Raw genomic sequence first — 18,884 nt, 5'->3', positions numbered from 1 at the left:
TATGGAAAATATTAAGTTAATAAAAAATAATGCCCCTCATATCAGGGTTAAAAAATCAACAACAACAGTAATGTTAGACGTTATAATCGCTATGCTTCCAGCTATGGCAGCAGCCATATATTTCTTTGGTATAAGATCCTTATGGTTGACCCTAGTTACAGTGGCAGCTTGTGTTATATCAGAAGCTTTGGTGCAAAAGGCACTAGTCAAAAAAGTTAGAGTGAAAGACTTATCAGCTGTAGTTACAGGTATGCTTTTAGCATTTAACCTACCAGTAGAATATCCTTTCTGGATGGCTATCGTAGGTGGTGTATTTGCTATAGTTATAGTTAAAGAATTATTCGGTGGTATAGGACAAAACTTCCTAAACCCAGCCTTAGCTGCAAGAATTTTCTTGATGGTTACTTGGCCAGCTGAAATTGGGACATTTACATATGATGGGGTTGCAGGGGCAACACCTCTAGGTGGAAGACCTGCAAGTTTAGTAGACCTATTTATTGGTAATATACCAGGAACCATAGGTGAAGTATCCAAACTAGCTATTCTTATAGGATGTGCTTATTTGGTGGTTAGAGGAGTTATTAAATTAAGAATGCCTCTAGTTTACACTCTTGGATGTGCTGTATTCCTATATATTTTCAAATACGACTTAGCTGATACCCTATACCAATTATTATCAGGTGGTATTATTTTTGCAGCTGTATTTATGGTTACAGACTATTCATCCTCACCAATGTCAAAACAAGGTAAGGTGATATATGCTTTAGGAGCAGCTTTATTGACAGTTGTTATTAGACTATGGGGAGCATACCCAGAAGGTGTATCCTTTGCCATACTTATAATGAACGCATTTGTTCCTACTATTGATAGGTATGTAAGAGCTACAGTATTTGGGACAGGAGGTAAAAAATGAGAAAACAAGGATCATTTATTACCACAATTTTAGTTTTAGCTTTAGCAGCAGCTTTGATTTTTGGTGTGAATCAATTTTTAATGGCTGAAGAAGCTAAAGAAGAGAAAGTAAATCCTTTTGCAGGAGTATATCCTACAGCTACTGACCAAGTAGAGGAAATAGAAGTAGAAGGATATGAAGATAAATTTAATAAAGTATATAAAATAAAAGATGAATCAGGAGCTGATGGTTATATATTTGAAGCTCTAGGTAATGGTTATGGTGGTGAATTTGTTTACCAAGTGGGTGTATCTGCAGATGGTACAATTCAAGGATTCAAAGTTTTATCACATAGTGAAACTGAAGGATTTGGTGCTGCCTTTAATACACCAGAATATGCGTCAAGCTTAACTGGTACAAAAATTGGAACAGGAAAGTTAACATTTGGTGAAGCTAACAAAGATGAAGGACAAATTGAGTTAATAGCAGGTGCTACTATTACTACAAATGCTGTAACAGACTCATTGATAACAGTGGCGAATGCCCTATCAACCTTATCAGAAGATGTGCAAGCAGTTGTAAAAGAACTACCATATTATCCTGATAAGTGGCAAGAGCTATTTGCTAACCTTATTAGTGAATATGAGTTTAAAGAATTTGAAGATAAAGACTTTTATAGGGAAAATGGTATAAGAAGAATCATTGAAGCTAAAAATAAAAAGACTAATGAAATTTCTTACTTAGTACAAGCTACCGCTTCAGGTATAGCAGGTGATATTGATTATATTCTAAGACTTGATGAAAACTATAGAGTTTTTGGTATAGAAATTGGTAAACATAGTGAAGCTCCTGATAAGGGTGGTAAGATTGAAGATCCAGTTTATAAGGACTTAATCAAAGGATTAAACTTAGATAAAAACTTTATCACAAAGGCTACAAAATTAAGAAAAGAACCAAAACATGAAAAAGATATTCTTCTAATTTCTGGAGCAACAGTTACTTCAAAAGCTATGAAGGATTCTTTAGACAACGTTATAGAAGATTTAACAAGATTTAATAAGCTTAAAAACAATGAAGATATGTTTAAGCCAATAAACTTTGATGATCTAGAATCTGATAAAAAACAATATGACCATAGTTTATTTGAAGGTGTAGAATCTACAGAAGTTATTGCTGAAAATGTAAATGACAAGGTACTTGCAATTTCTGATGCTGGAGACCTAGGTAAAGTTTACGATGTAAATTCTGAAGGTTTTGGTGGAATGATAGAATTCGGTATCCTAGTAGACAATGATGGAGTGATAAAAGATTTTGTAATATACAAACATAGTGAAACATCAGGTTTTGGTGCAGCTATTGAAGAAGATTCATACAAGAATCAAATTGTTGGCAAAAACTTGAATGAAATTGGAGATGTTGCTAATGAAGTAGATGCTATAGCAGGATCAACCATAACAACAAATGGAATGCACGCAGGATTAACTGCTGTAAAAGAAGCGTTTAAGGCTCAATAATACTAAGAGGAGGTCAATATGAATAATAAAAATAACAATATTATCAAAAACAATCCAGTCTTAGTAGGTGGTCTTGGATTTGTTTCAATACTAGCAGCAACAACTACATTAAAATCAGCTTTGATAATGTCTGCAGCAGTTTTAGTTGTCTTGATTTTATCAAGTCTATTAACATCCATTTTGAAAAACTTTATACCTAGAAAACTAGAAGATTTAACCCTTTTAATTATTATAGGTGCCTTTGCAAGTGCAGCAACTATGTTGATTAAATTTTACTATCCTATATCAGAATCTACTATGAAACTAGCAGCTTCTTTGATAATTGTAAATTCAGTTATATTTTATAAATTAAAAGATACTGCCTTACATGCATCCTTAGGACAAAGTATAAAAACTAGCATCCTTGCAGGACTTGCTTATGGTTTAGTAGCTATTTTGATGGGGACAATTAGAGAATTATTTGCTATTGGTACAGTTTATGGATTTAGAATAATTCCTGAAAAGTACACAATACCAACTTTTTCATCTCCAGTATTTGGATTTATTTTGCTAGGTTTATTAATAGCCTTAGGATCATATTTTGCCAATGCTAAGAAGGAGGACCAATAATGAATATATTACAAATTATAGTAGCAGGTGTATTTGTATCTAATGTTGTTCTTTCTGGATATATTGGAATGGATGATGTTTTAGCCTTATCAGATAATAAGGGAAAAATGCTTAAAATAGGACTTATATCTTGCTTAATGCTTACAATATCAACATTTTTAACAAGATTATTAAGCCAAACACTTTTAGAAAAATTTAATTTACAATATTTTGAATTACTAGCCTATATAGTAATCATTGGCTTAGTAGTTAAGGTTTTCAGTGTTTTATTTAATTCAACATATGGCGATTCACCAGCTTATAGTAAATTAACACTGGTAAATACCTTATTTTTAGGGGTGGCTTTATTAGTTAGTCAAAATAACTTAAGCTTAATAGATACAATTATATATTCTATAGGAACCTCATTGGGAGTGATTTTATTATCAATAATGATGGAAGCTATAAAGTATAAGTATAGATTTGTAAATATGCCAGACCACTTCAAAGGAAGAGCAATACATGTGATGGCCTTAGGCTTAATTGCTTTAGCCTTTTATGGTTTTGCTGGTTTAGTATAAGAATGAAAAGAGGTGGTCATCCACCTTTTTTTATTTATAGGAGTTTTTATGAGAAAAGAAAACGTTAAACTAGAAAAAAAAGATCCAAAAGAGTTGGAAAGTGAATTAAACTCTATATCAGTATTCCTTTATTCTTTTGGTTTGGTCTTTATAGAATTTTTACTTTTAGACTTACTATTGTTTGGAGGGCATATCAAAGATTATAGGATGGTATTTACTCCAGCCTTATTTATAACCTTTGCTATTATCGGCCTTGTAACCGTAGTGTTTATGTCTGATAAGATTTTGGTTAATTATAAGGATGCAGTTTTAGCAAGTGGATTTAATAAGTTTATGAGTGTTGCAGGTATCATGTCTATAATAATTTTAGCTCACATATTTTTAAAACAAAAATTATTTAGCCTAAGCATTCTACCTATACTATTAATATCTGCAGGAGCTTTTGTTTTAGGACGAATAATAGAAAAAGTTCAAAAAAGTAAATAAATTAAATATCTATTTAATTGCTAGTTTCATTTTGAAGCTAGCTTTTTTGTTTAAATGAATTATCTTGTAATAAGGGTATTTTCAACAAGTAAAAGAAATTATGAGTACACACTGTTAATAGTATTTTGCTTTAAAATAAACACAATATATAGTATAATATCTCCATGAAAGGAGGATAAAGTGTTAGTTATAAAAAGAGATGGGAGAAAGCTTCCATTTGATAAAGAAAAAATAATAATTGCCATAGAAAAAGCAATGAATTCCTATACGGGTATTTATGAAGAAGGACAGGCTTTAAGGATAGCCAATAAAATTGAAGATAAGGCCAAAGCACTTGATAAAGATATAACTATTCACCAAATTGAAGAAGATGTATATTATTCTTTGATTGAAGAAGGAAATTTAGCAACAGCTAAGGCTTATGAATCCTATAGGTCAGTACAAGAGTTCAAAAGAAAAATGAATACTATAGACGATGACATACTTGGCATACTTAATAAGACAAATGTAGATGTAATGGATGAAAATTCTAACAAGGATGCCAAAATAGTTTCAACCCAAAGAGATCTTATAGCTGGGGAAGTTTCTAAAGATATTGCCAGAAGAAAACTTATACCAGCAGACATACTCTTAGCTCACGATACAGGAGCTATACATTTCCATGATATGGACTACATAATGCAGCCAATGTTTAATTGCTGCCTCATTGATCTCGAAGATATGTTAACCAATGGAACTATTGTAAATGGCAAAAAAATAGATTCACCTAAATCATTTCAAGTTGCTTGTACTGTAACTACCCAGATAATAGCTCAAGTGGCATCAGGCCAGTATGGTGGTCAAACTATAAATGGCGTGGATAGGATACTTGCTCCATTTGTAAGGAGGTCCTATAAGAAATATCTTGACCAAGCCCTAAGGGAACAAGTAGAAATATATGTAATGGAGCCTGACCAAGCAAAGGCTGAACAAGTAGCCTGGAAGAGAACTAGAAAAGAAATCAAAGATGGTATACAAACCATTCAATACCAAATAAATACATTGATGACTACAAATGGACAAGCACCCTTTGTAACTTTATTTATGTATTTCAAACCAGAATATGAATATGCCAAAGAAGCAGCTCTTATACAAGAGGAAATATTGAGGCAGAGGATTCAAGGGATAAAAAATGAAGCTGATGTATATGTAACACCGGCCTTTCCAAAGCTAGTATATGTTTTAGATGACCACAATGTTCATCCGGATTCTAAATATTATTACATTACAAAATTAGCTGCAGAATGTACTGCTAAAAGGATGTATCCTGACTATGTTTCAGCTAAAAAAATGAGAGAATTATATGAAGGAAATGTCTTTGGACCAATGGGTTGCAGGTCATTTTTATCTCCATGGAAGGATAAGTTTGGTAACTATAAATTTGATGGAAGATTCAATATGGGAGTAGTAAGTATAAATCTACCTCAAATTGCCATATTAGCTAATCATGATGAAGAAGAATTTTTCAAGATTCTAGAAAAAAGACTAGACTTATCTAAAAAAGCCTTGCTTTTAAGGTATGATTTACTCAAAGATGCCAGTTCAGATGTTTCACCTATCCATTGGCAGCATGGGGCCATAACTAGGTTGGATAAAGGAATAAAAATAAGACCATACTTAGAAAATGGATATGCAACCATATCTTTAGGCTATATTGGTCTTTATGAAGCATCCGTTTTAATAACTGGTCAATCTCATACTCAAGGTGGAAAAGATTTTGCTTTGAAACTAATAAAAAGATTGAGACAAGCCTGTGATGATTGGAAAAAAGAAACAGGTCTAGGTTTCGCCTTATATGGTACACCTGCAGAATCCTTAACCCACCGCTTTGCTTCTATTGATAGGGCAAGATTTGGAGATATTAAAGATGTAACTGATAAGGGATATTATACAAATTCTTACCATGTAGATGTAAGGGAAGATATAAGCGTATTTGATAAGTTTGACTTTGAATCACAATTCCAAGAATTATCTACAGGCGGAATGATTTCATACGCTGAAATCCCAAATATGACCAATAACATTGAAGCTGTAGAAACATTAATTAGATATATTTATGACCACATCATGTATGGGGAATTTAATACCAAGTCAGATTATTGCCATGAATGTGGCTTTGACGGTGAAATTATAGTCAATGAGGATAATGAGTGGGAATGCCCAAATTGTGGAAATAAAAACAAGGCTAAGTTAACAGTTATTAGGAGAACTTGTGGCTATTTAGGTGAAAACTTTTGGAATGAGGGTCGAACAAAAGAAATAGCTTCAAGAGTTTTACACATATGACAGACTATGGTAATTATGCTCAAATAAGGAAGTATGACGTAGCCAATGGTTTTGGGATTAGGGTAAGTATCTTTTGTACAGGATGTACCCATAAGTGTCCGGGTTGCTTCAATGAATTATACCAAGACTTTAACTATGGAGAAAAGTGGACTGAAAAAGAAACTCAATTAGTAATTGACTATATGAAAGATCCTGTGGTAAAAGGCCTTACTATTTTAGGTGGGGAACCCTTCCAAAACACCTGGTTAGCAGAGGTTATTAGAGCAGTAAAAAAAGAAACAGACAAAGAAATTTGGGCTTATTCTGGCTATGTATATGAAGAATTGATAAAAGACCCTGATAGACTAGATATGCTTAAAGAATGTGATGTTTTGATAGATGGACCCTTTATTCAGGACTTATTAAATTTAAAACTTAAATTTAGGGGATCATCTAATCAAAGAGTCATTGATGTTAAAAAAACATTAGAAAAAAAACAAGTGGTGACACTCGATATTGATTAAATTAAAGGTTGGCTAGGAAGTCAACCTTTTTGATTTCCTAGAAGACTTTATATATACTATAAGAGAATATAATAGTTAAGGAGATATGATGAGTCAAGTAAATAGGTGTCCTTGGGCGGACTCTTCAGAAAAAATGCAAGCCTACCACGACCATGTTTGGGGAAAGGTAGAAAAAGACAATCAAAAAATGTTTAGAGCCCTTTCTTTAGAAATATTTCAATCAGGATTATCTTGGTCAACCATTTTAAATAAAGAGGAAGAATTTGACAAGGCCTTTGATAAGTTTGACATTGAAAAGGTAGCTAATTTTGATGAAGAAAAAGTAAATTCATTAATGGAAAATGAGGGAATAGTTAGGAATCAAAAGAAGATTGAGGCTGTTATAAACAATGCTAGGGTTATTTTATCTATGGATCAGCCTTTTAGTGACTTTATCTGGGCCTATGTTATAGATACACCAGTTTTAAGTCCTTGGTCTCATATGGAAGAAATCCCATCTAAAAATTATTTATCAAACAAAATATGTGAAGACATGAAAGACTTAGGTTTTAAATTTATTGGATCAACCACCATATATTCATTCTTACAGGCCATAGGTGTTTTAAATGACCACCTCTTATCTTGCGATTTTAAATTTGAAGATTGATTAATTTATCCATATGGGTATAATATAAAAATATAAACTGAGTAGGTTATTAGTGTTAGCGAAAGCTTATAGGGATAGTCCATGGAACGTCGGGGCTATACGAAAAGATTTTTATCTGCAATTAATAACCGCGTTCGCAGGCGTTTCCCTGCGAGATGGAGGAAACATGAAAAAAATATCTTTAAGACGTTGGCTATTAATTTTAGTAATAGCCCTTATATCTATAAATGCTGTAAGGCTAAGTGGAAATCCAAAAGTTTTTCCGGGTTTTTATATAGGCCTAGTAATTGCTTATTTAGGAATAATCCTAATAGGGCTTATTTCAAATAAGACAATAGGTGCAATAGCAGGTGGGCTTATAAGCTTTGCAGGCCTCATGGCTAAGAAGTATATTCCTGTTATTCCTAAATTAAAAAAAGCGCAATTGCATGCCTTTTTAGAAGAATTAGAAACCTTTACGCAATTTCTAATGGATAGAATATATATATTTATTTTAGTAGGAATTGTAATAGGATTTTTAGCCGGACTTTTGGCAAAATATATCAAAAAAGATGATAAGAAAATATTCACAACTGTGTCAATAGCTCACATGTCAATATTTGTGGCCTTATCTGTGATGATAAATACTTTGAGGATAGGATCAGTATCCTTTGGAGGATTTCCAATAATATTATCTGGATACCTTCTAGGACCATTACCAGGATTTATAGTTGGTGGAGTAGCAGACTTGTTAGGATTTTTAATAAGACCTTCTTCCTTCCCATTTAACCCGCTATTTACCTTGACATCAGCTTTGACAGGTGCCATACCAATAATTGTAACTAAGGCATTGGGGGAAAAATATCCAGACTTCTCACTCATTAAGGTGTTAATCGGTGTATTTATTGGGCAAATGCTTACTTCAGTGATATTGGTTCCAATATTTTCGTTTTGGCTTTATGGGGCAAATACACTGCCATTTTTGATGGGCAAGGCCTTTATTAAACAAATAGTCTCGATTCCTATATATGCAGTTTTGCTCACAATATTAAATGAGAGACTATCAAAAGTTATAGATTTTAGAAAAATATATAATTAATAAATAAAATTCCAAACTAGTGAAAGCTATTTTGGAGTTTTTTATTTATATAAACTATAAATTTAAAATCATCAACAATATCAAAAAATCACAAAAGATAACTGTTATATCAAGCCATTTATGATATAATTTATAGATATGGAGGAGACTATGAAAGAAAGACTTGAAGAAATAAAAGTAAAAGCTCTTGAAGCTATTCAAGAAGCAGACAATGATAAATATTTAGAAGAATTAAGGGTTAAGATTTTAGGTAAAAAAGGAGAACTAACTGCTATTCTGAAGGGCATGAAAGACCTTTCAAAAGAGGAGAGACCTGTAGTAGGTATGATTGCCAATGAAATTAGAGAGATTATTCAAACTTCCATTGATAAGAAGAAAGAAGATTTCAAATGGGAAGAATTGAAAAATAGACTAATAGAAGAAAGATTAGATGTTACAGCTTCTAAAGACTTAGTTCATATTGGACATAGGCACCCATTAAATCAAACTATGAATGAATTGGAAGATTTATTTAGACACATGGGCTTTTCAATAGTTGATGGACCAGAAATTGAAACTGTTTTAAATAATTTTGATAAGTTAAATTCACCTAAAAACCACCCATCAAGAGATATGTCCGATACTTTTTATTTTGATGAAAGTACACTTTTAAGAACTCACACTTCACCAGTCCAAGTAAGGGTGATGGAAAACCAAAAACCACCAATAAGGATGGTGTCAGCTGGTCGTACTTTTAGATTTGATGAGGTAGATGCAACTCATTCTCCAATGTTCCATCAAATAGAGGGACTAGTAATTGGAGAAAATGTTTCTATGGCAAATTTAATTGATACTATCAATGCCTTTATCAAAAACCTATTTGGTGAAGAATTTTCAACAAGGTATAGACCTCATTATTTCCCATTTACAGAACCTTCAATAGAAGTTGACGTTTCATGTTTTGCATGTAAGGGTAAGGGATGTGATATTTGCAACCATACAGGTTGGTCTATGGAACTTCTAGGTGGTGGCATGGTTCATCCTCAAGTTTTAGAAAATTGTGGCATCGATTCAGAAAAATATACTGGATTTGCCTTTGGTATGGGTGTAGACCGTATCACCATGGTTAAATATGGTCTAGATGACATAAGACTAATTTATGATAATGACAAGAGATTCTTACAACAATTTTAGGAGGAAGCATGTTAGTACCAGTTAAATGGCTAAAAGACTATGTAAATATTGATAATGATACAAGAGAAATAGCCGAAAAAGTTACAGATTCTGGTTCCCATGTGGAATCAATTACAAGCTATGAACAAATGTCAGGCTTAGTTGTAGCAAAAATATTAGATATTAGAAAACACGAAGATTCTAAAAATTTACAATTAGTTGACTTAGACAATGGGCAAGGAAAAGAAACAGTGATTACCGGTGCCAAAAATATGAAAGTTAGTGATTTTGTAGTCCTAGCACAATTGGGAGCAAAATTACCAGGTGGAATGGAAATTAAAGAAGCAGAGTTCCAAGGTTTCGTATCTAGGGGGATGCTATGCTCTTATGAGGAATTGGGCGTAGCTGAAAACACAGTTCCAAAGAAATCTGAAGAAGGCATTATCATCCTTCCAAACAGTGTGAAGGCAGGAGATGATGCTATAAAAGCCTTAGGCCTTGATGATCAAATTATAGAATTTGAAATTACACCAAATAGACCAGATTGCTTGTCTATAATCGGTATGGCCAGAGAAGTAGCAGCTGTATTTGATACAAAAACTCAAGAACCAAAACTTGAATTAGAAAATCTTACAGGATCTTATGAAGAATACTTTGAAGGTGTTGAAGTAAAAACAGACAAGTCTATGAGATTTATGACAGCTGTAGTTAAGGATGTAGTCATTAAAGAATCACCTTTATATATCCAAAACTACTTAAGAAATGCTGGCATGAGACCAATAAATAACATAGTAGACTTTACAAACTTTATCATGCTTGAATATGGACAACCACTTCATGCCTATGACCTTGACCTTATTGAAGGTAAGAAATTAATAGTAAGGCAAGGGAATGAAGGTGAAAGTTTGAAGACCTTGGACGAAAAAGAAAGAACCATAAAAGCTGAAGATATAGTTATAGCCGATGGAAATTCCAAGGCTATAGGGCTAGCAGGTGTTATGGGTGGTTTTGAAACTGAGGTTACAGAAAATACTAAAAATATATTGATTGAGTCAGCAAACTTTGATTCAGAAGCAATAAGAAAAACGTCAAAAAGACTGGGTCTTCGTTCAGAAGCTTCATCAAGATATGAAAAAGGAATTTCTTCTAAATTAGCTGAATATGGTATAAGAAGATTCTTGAAATTAATTGAAGAAACAAACTCAGGTTCACTAGTAGAAGGCATCCATGATGACGGATCTTATGAAGCTAAAGATCAATTTGTTAAAGTTAGAAATTCTAGGTTAAATTCTTTATTAGGCTTAGACCTAAGTGTAGAAGAAAGTAAAAAATACTTGGAAGAATTAGAGTTTGAATGCCAAGTTGATGGAGATGTTATTACAGCTAAGGTGCCATACTTTAGGTCAGATATTTCTATAGAAGCAGACCTTATTGAAGAGGTGGGTAGGCTTTATGGTTTCCACAATATTAAACCAAAAGGGCTAGAAGGTCCACTAACTCAAGGTAAAAAATCAGACTTAAGAAACTTTATGGACAAGATAAGAGATGAAGTTTATGGACTAGGATTTTCTGAAGTTGTGTCTTACTCTTTCATATCTCCAAAGCAATATGACAAGTTGAATCTAAGTCAAGATAGTAAATTAAGAGACAGCTTAAAAATATTAAATCCATTAGGGGAAGACTTCTCAGTTATGAGAACAACCTTGATTGGAAATATGCTAGATATCATTAGGAGAAACCTAAATAACAAGCAGTTTGATTTAAGATTATCAGAATTAGGAAATAGTTTTGTAAAAGTAGGAGATAATCCTTCACAAAGCAAGGAAGAAAAGTTACTAGTAATGGCCTTGGTAGGTGATGAATACGATTACTATTACCTAAAAGATAGCTTTGAAAAACTATTGGCTAAGTTGGGTATAGAAGATTATAAATTCCAAACTGAAGAAAATAATCCAAGCTTCCACCCTGGAAGAACAGCTAATGTTTTAATGAATGATGAAAAGCTAGCTGTAATTGGTGAAGTACACCCTTTGGTATTAGATAATTTTGATATCAGTAAGAGAGTTTACCTATTAGAAGCAAATGTTGATAGTTTATTTAAATATGCTAATGATAATATTCAATATAAAGAAATTTCTAAATATCCATTAGTAGATAGGGATATTGCTTTTATCATAAATGACAGGGTCGAATCCCAAGATATTATTGAAACTATTAAGAAAAACGGTGGAGAAAATATAAAATTCGTAAAACTATTTGATAGGTATGCAGGAAGCCAAATTGAAGATGGAAAAGTTTCTTTAGCATTTAAAATAGGTTTCCAATCAAATAGAAAAACTCTAAAAGATGAAGAAATAAAAGATGCATTCAATAGGATAGTTGAGAAGTTAAAAGACTATTATGATATTGATTTGAGGAGCTAAACATGGATAGAAACAGCTATGAGTTTAAAATAGATGGTAACTCATATGTGTTGAAAACAGCTAGGTCTAAGGAAGAGGCTAAAAAAATAGTCGATTATGTTGACCAGCAGATTGATAAGGCTAAAAATACTATAAAATATAAAAATAAGGCTGTATATTCAGCCTTGGCCTGTTTAAATATTGCTGATGACTTATATGACCTAGATAAAGAATTAGAACAATTAAAAGAAGATACAGCAGAAGCTATGGAAAATTATGAACCTCTAAAGGCTGAATACCACGCCTATAAGGAAGACCATAAGGAAGCTGATATTCTAATCATGGACTTGAAAGAAAAATTATTCGATCTAGAAAAAGATTTAGAACGTATAAGCCTTGAAAGAGATAATTATAAATTAGAATTGGATAGGCAAAAAAACTTAGCTGACAAGTCTATTGAAGAAACAACAGATTTAAGAAATAAATTATTAGAAGAAGAAAAGAAAACTTTAATGGCTAACAAAAAGCTAGAAGAATTATTAAAAAATAGAACAGGAAACTAATGGAAAAAAATACTCTTTTAACCTTAGAATGGGATAAAATTCAAGAAAATTTAATAGAATATTGTGCATCTACTTTAGCCAAAGAAAAGGCGACTAAGATAGTTCCTTTGACCGATATAAATAAAGTTAAATTTATGCAAGAAAAAACCGCAGATGCTGTAGAACTTATTAGAAAATATTCATTTCCACCCTTGTATGGGATTCATGATTTAAAGAGTATTGCAAATAGGTTAAAAAGACAGGCTATTTTGGAAATTTATGAATTATTACAAGTAGCTGATTCTTTAAGAGTGTCTCAATCCTTGAAAGATTATAAGCATGAATTTGAAGGTGACAACTTAGTAGTTGATCAAATAGATAAACTTTATTCTAATAAGAGGATTCAAAAGGAAATTGAAAGAATCATTATTGATGAAGAGACTATTGCAGATGACGCCTCTAAACAATTGCTTAACATTAGAAAATCTATAAGTCAGAAAGAAGATGAAGTTAAAAGCAAGCTGCAACAATTGATTAAAAGTGACACAATGAATATTCAAGATGGCTTTGTGACTATGAGGGATGGTAGGTATGTGGTACCTGTCAAGGCCGGAGCTAAAGCTAAGGTTCCCGGTATCATCCATGATACATCAGCATCAGGCCAAACCTTGTATATAGAACCAATGGTTGTAGTTGAAATCAATAATAAGATTAGAGACTTAGAGATTGAAGAACAAGAAGAAATTAGAAGGATTCTAAAAGAATTATCAGAAATTATAAATCTCTACAGGGAAGATATTGCCAATAACCAATATCTTCTAGTAGATATTGATTTCACCTTTGCCAAGGCTAAATATGCATTAGACAAATCTTATAACCAACCAATCATTAGTGATGAAAAAATAATTGATATAAAGCAAGCAAAACATCCTTTATTGAAAGGAAAAGTAGTACCTATTGATATAAAATTAGGTGAGGATTTCAAAGCCCTTGTAATTACTGGACCAAATACTGGTGGTAAAACAGTATCTTTGAAGACCTTAGGTTTAACTATTTTAATGGCACAAGCAGGTTTATTTGTTGCATGTGATTCATTTACAAAAGTTCCAGTCTTTGATCAGGTATTTACAGATATTGGTGATAACCAATCCATCGAGCAAAACTTATCTACTTTTTCAGCATCAATGACTAATATAGTAAATATTTTATCTAAGGCTGATGAAAATTCCTTAGTCTTATTTGATGAGCTTGGAAATGGTACTGACCCTATAGAAGGGGCAGCCTTAGCCATGTCAATAATCGATAATCTTGTTAAAAGAAATACCTTGTTAGTATCTACTACACATTATTCAGAATTAAAATTATATGCCATGTCAACAGAAGGTGTTCAAAATGCCAATGTAGAATTTGATTTAGAAAGTCTATCTCCAACCTATAGGTTAATTATAGGTTTACCAGGTAAGTCAAATGCCTTTGAAATATCCAAAAGACTAGGATTATCTAATGAAATCTTATCAAATGCAAGCTCTTACGTAAGTGAAGAAAATAGGAACTTTGAAGATATAATTTCTGAAATAGAAGATGATAAATTAGAACTAGATTTAGCTCTAAGAGAAGCAAGAAGTGAAAAACTTAAGTTTGAAAAATTACAAGATGACTTCAATAGAGAATATGAAACTAAGAAACAAGCAGCACTAAAAGAAATTGAAGATGCTCAAGAGAAGGCTAATAAAATATTAGAAGATGCTAAGGATGAGTCTAAAGAAATGATAAGACTTGCAAAAAAACAAGTGTCTTCAGGGCAAAGTAAAGAATTAGATAGGGCCCATGCAGAAATCACTGATAGGTATAAGTCTGCATCTAGAAAATATGAACAAAAAAAGGAAATTAGACGAGAAGAATCTGATTTAACAGAAGCCACAGACCTTAAACTTGGACAAATAGTCAGGGTGATTTCCATGGGAGATGATGCAACAGTAATGACCCTACCAGACAATAAAGGTGATTTAATTGTACAAATGGGTATATTAAAATTTAACGTGAATATAAAAGACCTAAGAAAGACAAACCAAGACTTACAAAAAGAGAAGTCTCAGTCATCCTATAGACAGGTTATGAAAAATGCTTCATCTAAAGAGGTGAAACAAGAGCTTGATCTTAGAGGATTAAATGTAGATGAAGCCATAATAGAAGTTGAATCGTATTTTGATGATGCAATCTTGATGGGTCTTAAAAATGTAGCCCTTATACATGGTAAGGGAACGGGTGCTCTTAGGGAAGGACTTACAAATTATTTAAGAAAATCAAGATATGTTGACCAATTTAGAATAGGTAAAGCAGATGAAGGAGGAGCAGGTGTTACAATAGTAAGCCTGAAATAGTATGAATTATAAAAATGTGATTAAAGATATACTAGTAGACTTAAATATCGGCTTGGAAAGTGAAGACATTTATAACACAATTGAAACTCCACCAAATAAAGAAATGGGGGACTTCGCATTTCCTACTTTTAAGTTAGCTAAAACATTAAGAAAAGCACCAAATATGATTGCCCAAGACTTAGCGATTCAGATAAAATCTGACTTATTTACTGAAATAAAGGCAGTTGGACCTTATATTAATTTCTATTTGGACCAAGATAAATTTAATGAAGTAGTTTTGACAGAAGTATTTAAAGAAAAAGATAAGTATGGGTCTTCTGATTTTGGACAAGGAAAGACTATTACAATCGACTATTCTTCAACCAATATAGCAAAACCATTTCATATAGGCCATATAAGGTCTACTGTAATTGGTGATTCCCTTAAAAGAATATTAAGATTTTTATCTTATGATGTTGTAGCAATAAACTATTTAGGAGACTATGGTACCCAATTTGGAGTTCTTTTATCAGCCTACAAAAAATGGGGAAATGAAGAAGAAATAAATGCAGATCCTATTAAAGAACTGCTTAAACTATATGTAAAATATACTGAAGAGGCTGAAAAAAATCCTGAACTAATGGACGAAGCTAGAGCTTGGTTTAAGAAGTTAGAAGACAAGGATGAAGAGGCACTAAAAGTATGGTCCTGGTTTAAGGAAATAAGCTTAAAAGAATTTAATAGGGTGTATGATTTATTAGAAATTGACTTTGATTCATATTATGGAGAATACTACCATTCACAATTTGTGGATGAAGTGGTTAAAGAATTAGAAGAAAAAAAACTTCTAGTAGAATCAGAAGGTGCAACAGTAATTGAAATGGGTGAAGAAGAACCACCAGCAATTATTTTGAAGAAAGACGGATCTTCAACCTATATTACTAGAGATATCGCTACAGCCCTATATAGAAAAAAACATTACGATTTTTATAAAAATATATATGTGGTAGCCACCCAACAAAACCTACACTTTAGAACCTTAAAAGAAATCTTAGGAAAAATGGGTTATAAATGGGAAAAAGATATAGACCATGTTCAGTTTGGTATGGTTTCACTTAAAGATGGTACCATGTCAACAAGAAAGGGTAAGGTTGTATTCTTAGAAGATGTATTAAATAAGGCTATAGATAAGACCAAGGATATAATTGAAGAAAGAAATCCTGACCTTGAAAATAAAGATCAAATAGCTAAGCAAATAGGTATTGGTGCTGTTAAGTTCCAAGAGTTATTTAATACTAGAATAAAAGACTATGTATTTGACTGGGACCAAGTATTAAACTTTGAAGGTGAAACAGGGCCATATGTACAATATGCTCATGCTAGAGCAAATCAAATATTAGAAAGACTAGGACTTGAAATAGATGACCAGGTTGATTTTTCTCTATTAAAAGAAAAGCAAGAGATAGACTTAATCAAGTTAATATATAATACACCAGAAGTTATTTTATCTGCTAAAGATAAGTTGGAACCTTCAGTAATTACAAGACATGTTACAGACCTAGCTCAAGCTTTTAACTCCTTCTACAACAATATACACATATTAAATTCACAAGAAGATGTTAAAAAAGCTAGGGCCTTGTTAGTATACGCAGTTAAGACAAATATCAAAAACCTATTAGATCTATTAGGTATACATGCTCCAGATAAGATGTAGGAGGAACTATGTTAGAAGATTTTATAAATGTAAATAAAAGAGCTTTTAATAAAACTTTAGAAAATATTAAATTTGTCCCAATATTAGCTTTAGTATTGTTTTTATCTAATATAGCCATGACCTTTATCATGTCCTTGTTAAGTTCAACTAATCAAGCATCTGATTTTATCTTAGGCTTTATAAGATATATAGTTAGCGTAGCCTTTGCATCATTGATGGTTACAATTTTAGAAGACATAGTATTTTATAATAGGTTTTCCACAGACAATCTAAAGGAAGGATTTAGTAAATACCTAAGTCCTCTAATGAATACTTATTTTTATCTAGCAATTGCAAATATAATAGTATCAAACCTAGCATTTACACTTAAGATGCCGATTATAATTGTGATTTTTGCTTATGCTAACCTGGTGATTCAATCGACAATATATGAGCAAACCTATATAGCAAGACAATCAGGAATAAATGCTATTGTAGATTCTTTAAAATTTATTATAAATAATATTTTATATTGGATTTTACCAATGCTAGTCTTTGTACTTATAAATAGAACATTTGAAGTATTTAGCATATTATCCTTATCATCTATAGATATAGTTATAAGAGCCTTGGTCCAAGGGTTAATGCTCGCCTTTATATATTTGTATAAGGGACATTTGTTTAATATTTTGTACAGTTCTTCTAGAAGAAAAAGAGAATTTGAAGGGATGTTTGATTAATGGATGTAATCAATAAATATTTTAGACGAAAAGTAGATAAGCTTTCATATATAGACCTTAAAAATGAAAAGCCTGAATACCAAGATCTTGGTATAACAGGTATACCTCTACCAATAATACTTGATGAAATGGTAGATGGGATAAATAATGAAAGCTTTAATAATGAAATAGACCTTATATATATAGTAAATGGAATACTATATAATATTGGGGTTGACCCAAAATTTTTATATATTGGTGATTATAAGACTATACTAAATAATTTATTTGCTAATCCATCAGAATATGCCTTATCAAAGGCTATAAAGATTGGTGAAAGAGAAAATGAGAAGGCTAATATTTTTTCAAGGGCGGCTTTTTTACTAGATGAAAAAAATGAACTTGCAGCTTATAACTATGCTAGGGTTTTATGGACCTTACAAGATATTAAAGATGAAGAAAGACATGTATTTGTCGAAGAAGCTGTAAGGATTTTAGAGAGAATTCTTGCTTACAATGAAGAAAATCCTTTAGCTAATTTTGAATTAGCGAACATATTTAGATCAACTGGTGACTATATCAAGGCTGATTCTTACTTAAAAAGAGTTTTGAATTTTACTGATAATGAAGAATTGAAAAATGAAGCAAGAGACTTGATGCAAAAAATAGCACCTGATGTGGCTGTAGAAAATTCAATTTATTATATAAATAAGATGAATTATCCTAGAGCTTTATCTGAATTAATGACTGCTAGAAAAAACTCATCTAGGTATGATATTCCATACTATATCGCCATTGCCTATATGAACCAAAACCAAATGGATATGGCAGAAAAGTTTTTTGAAGAGGCAATAGATAAAGGAGCAGATTTTGCTTCACTATATACAGACTTAGTATATGTAAAATATATGCTAAAGAAGGAATTTGAAGCCTTAAATATAGCAAATGAAGCTTTAGAAAACTATCCTTCTGAAATTAAGTTAAGATATAATAGAGCTATCATCTTATCAAGTATGGGACAAGATGATAAAGCAATAGAAGATATTGACTTTATATTGGAATATGATGATTTATCAGATGAAATGTTTAACCAATTAATGATATTAAAAGAATCTATTTTGGAGAAATAATGACTGTAGTAGAAATTTTAACAACTAATAAAAGCAAATACAGTAAATCCCTACTCATTACTAATGATATCCATAGCAATGCTCCGAAATTTGAAGAAGTTTACCAGGATGATTTAGATGATGCTTTAGCTTTTGTAGAGGTTAAGGACTATTTTTTATTAGAAAAAGAAGGATTTGAAGAAGTTTTTGGAAAATTGCATGGAGTTGATATCCAAGAAGATGATAAAATTTTATTAATTGGTATATAGGAAGCTAGATTTAGCTTCCTTTATT

The 18,884-nt window shown here is 31.9% G+C and carries 17 protein-coding genes; all 17 read left to right on the top strand.

Annotated elements, in window-relative coordinates; translation table 11 throughout:
• The first annotated feature begins 1 nt into the window (after position 1).
• The 17 genes from C4Q29_RS01625 (at position 2) to C4Q29_RS01545 (ending at position 18,859) form a co-directional block, all read left to right on the top strand.
• Entirely contained in the window at positions 2-913 is a 912-nt protein-coding gene (locus tag C4Q29_RS01625; protein ID WP_103981083.1) for an RnfABCDGE type electron transport complex subunit D, read from the top strand.
• Complete coding sequence (locus C4Q29_RS01620; protein ID WP_103981082.1) at positions 910-2,406, top strand: FMN-binding protein; 1,497 nt, start codon at positions 910-912, stop codon at positions 2,404-2,406. The genes C4Q29_RS01625 and C4Q29_RS01620 overlap by 4 nt, the downstream gene beginning before the upstream one ends.
• An 18-nt stretch (positions 2,407-2,424) precedes the next feature.
• A complete protein-coding gene (locus tag C4Q29_RS01615) occupies positions 2,425-3,015 on the top strand; it encodes an Rnf-Nqr domain containing protein (protein WP_103981081.1) in 591 nt (196 codons plus the stop codon).
• On the top strand, positions 3,015-3,575 hold the full coding sequence (locus C4Q29_RS01610) for an Rnf-Nqr domain containing protein (RefSeq protein ID WP_103981080.1): 561 nt from the start codon (positions 3,015-3,017) through the stop codon (positions 3,573-3,575). The genes C4Q29_RS01615 and C4Q29_RS01610 overlap by 1 nt, the downstream gene beginning before the upstream one ends.
• A gap of 48 nt (positions 3,576-3,623) precedes the next feature.
• Positions 3,624-4,061, top strand: coding sequence for a hypothetical protein (locus tag C4Q29_RS01605; protein ID WP_103981079.1), 438 nt, complete (start codon positions 3,624-3,626; stop codon positions 4,059-4,061).
• 180 nt (positions 4,062-4,241) lie between these two features.
• Positions 4,242-6,386, top strand: coding sequence for an anaerobic ribonucleoside-triphosphate reductase (nrdD, locus tag C4Q29_RS01600; protein ID WP_103981078.1), 2,145 nt, complete (start codon positions 4,242-4,244; stop codon positions 6,384-6,386).
• Entirely contained in the window at positions 6,383-6,889 is a 507-nt protein-coding gene (nrdG, locus tag C4Q29_RS01595; RefSeq protein ID WP_103981077.1) for an anaerobic ribonucleoside-triphosphate reductase activating protein, read from the top strand. Before nrdD ends, nrdG begins: the two co-directional genes overlap by 4 nt.
• Before the next feature lie 88 nt (positions 6,890-6,977).
• Positions 6,978-7,535 carry a DNA-3-methyladenine glycosylase I gene (locus C4Q29_RS01590; protein ID WP_103981076.1) on the top strand — a complete coding sequence of 186 codons (558 nt, stop codon included), beginning with the start codon at positions 6,978-6,980 and terminating at the stop codon, positions 7,533-7,535.
• Positions 7,536-7,701: 166 nt separating this feature from the next.
• Entirely contained in the window at positions 7,702-8,613 is a 912-nt protein-coding gene (locus C4Q29_RS01585; protein WP_103981075.1) for a folate family ECF transporter S component, read from the top strand.
• 150 nt (positions 8,614-8,763) lie between these two features.
• Entirely contained in the window at positions 8,764-9,786 is a 1,023-nt protein-coding gene (gene pheS, locus C4Q29_RS01580) for a phenylalanine--tRNA ligase subunit alpha (RefSeq protein WP_103981074.1), read from the top strand.
• A gap of 8 nt (positions 9,787-9,794) precedes the next feature.
• The gene (gene pheT, locus C4Q29_RS01575; RefSeq protein WP_103981073.1) at positions 9,795-12,188 is read left to right on the top strand and encodes a phenylalanine--tRNA ligase subunit beta; all 2,394 of its coding nucleotides are present in this window, start codon (positions 9,795-9,797) and stop codon (positions 12,186-12,188) included.
• Positions 12,189-12,190: 2 nt separating this feature from the next.
• A complete protein-coding gene (locus C4Q29_RS01570) occupies positions 12,191-12,730 on the top strand; it encodes a cell division protein ZapA (RefSeq protein ID WP_103981072.1) in 540 nt (179 codons plus the stop codon).
• On the top strand, positions 12,730-15,090 hold the full coding sequence (locus C4Q29_RS01565; RefSeq protein ID WP_103981071.1) for an endonuclease MutS2: 2,361 nt from the start codon (positions 12,730-12,732) through the stop codon (positions 15,088-15,090). The genes C4Q29_RS01570 and C4Q29_RS01565 overlap by 1 nt, the downstream gene beginning before the upstream one ends.
• A gap of 1 nt (position 15,091) precedes the next feature.
• Positions 15,092-16,783, top strand: a complete 1,692-nt coding sequence (gene argS / locus C4Q29_RS01560; protein ID WP_103981070.1) for an arginine--tRNA ligase — start codon at positions 15,092-15,094, stop codon at positions 16,781-16,783.
• Between the two features lie 8 nt (positions 16,784-16,791).
• Entirely contained in the window at positions 16,792-17,502 is a 711-nt protein-coding gene (locus C4Q29_RS01555) for a hypothetical protein (RefSeq protein WP_103981069.1), read from the top strand.
• On the top strand, positions 17,502-18,611 hold the full coding sequence (locus C4Q29_RS01550) for a tetratricopeptide repeat protein (protein ID WP_103981068.1): 1,110 nt from the start codon (positions 17,502-17,504) through the stop codon (positions 18,609-18,611). The genes C4Q29_RS01555 and C4Q29_RS01550 overlap by 1 nt, the downstream gene beginning before the upstream one ends.
• Positions 18,611-18,859: a hypothetical protein gene (locus C4Q29_RS01545; RefSeq protein WP_103981067.1), complete on the top strand. Its 249-nt coding sequence runs from the start codon at positions 18,611-18,613 to the stop codon at positions 18,857-18,859. The genes C4Q29_RS01550 and C4Q29_RS01545 overlap by 1 nt, the downstream gene beginning before the upstream one ends.
• Positions 18,860-18,884: the final 25 nt, after the last annotated feature.

The sequence above is a fragment of the Helcococcus massiliensis genome, assembly GCF_900258485.1.
Taxonomy (GTDB): Bacteria; Bacillota; Clostridia; order Tissierellales; family Peptoniphilaceae; genus Helcococcus; species Helcococcus massiliensis.
Note: the sequence above shows the minus strand (reverse complement) of the source record. Positions and strands in the feature narration are given on the sequence as shown.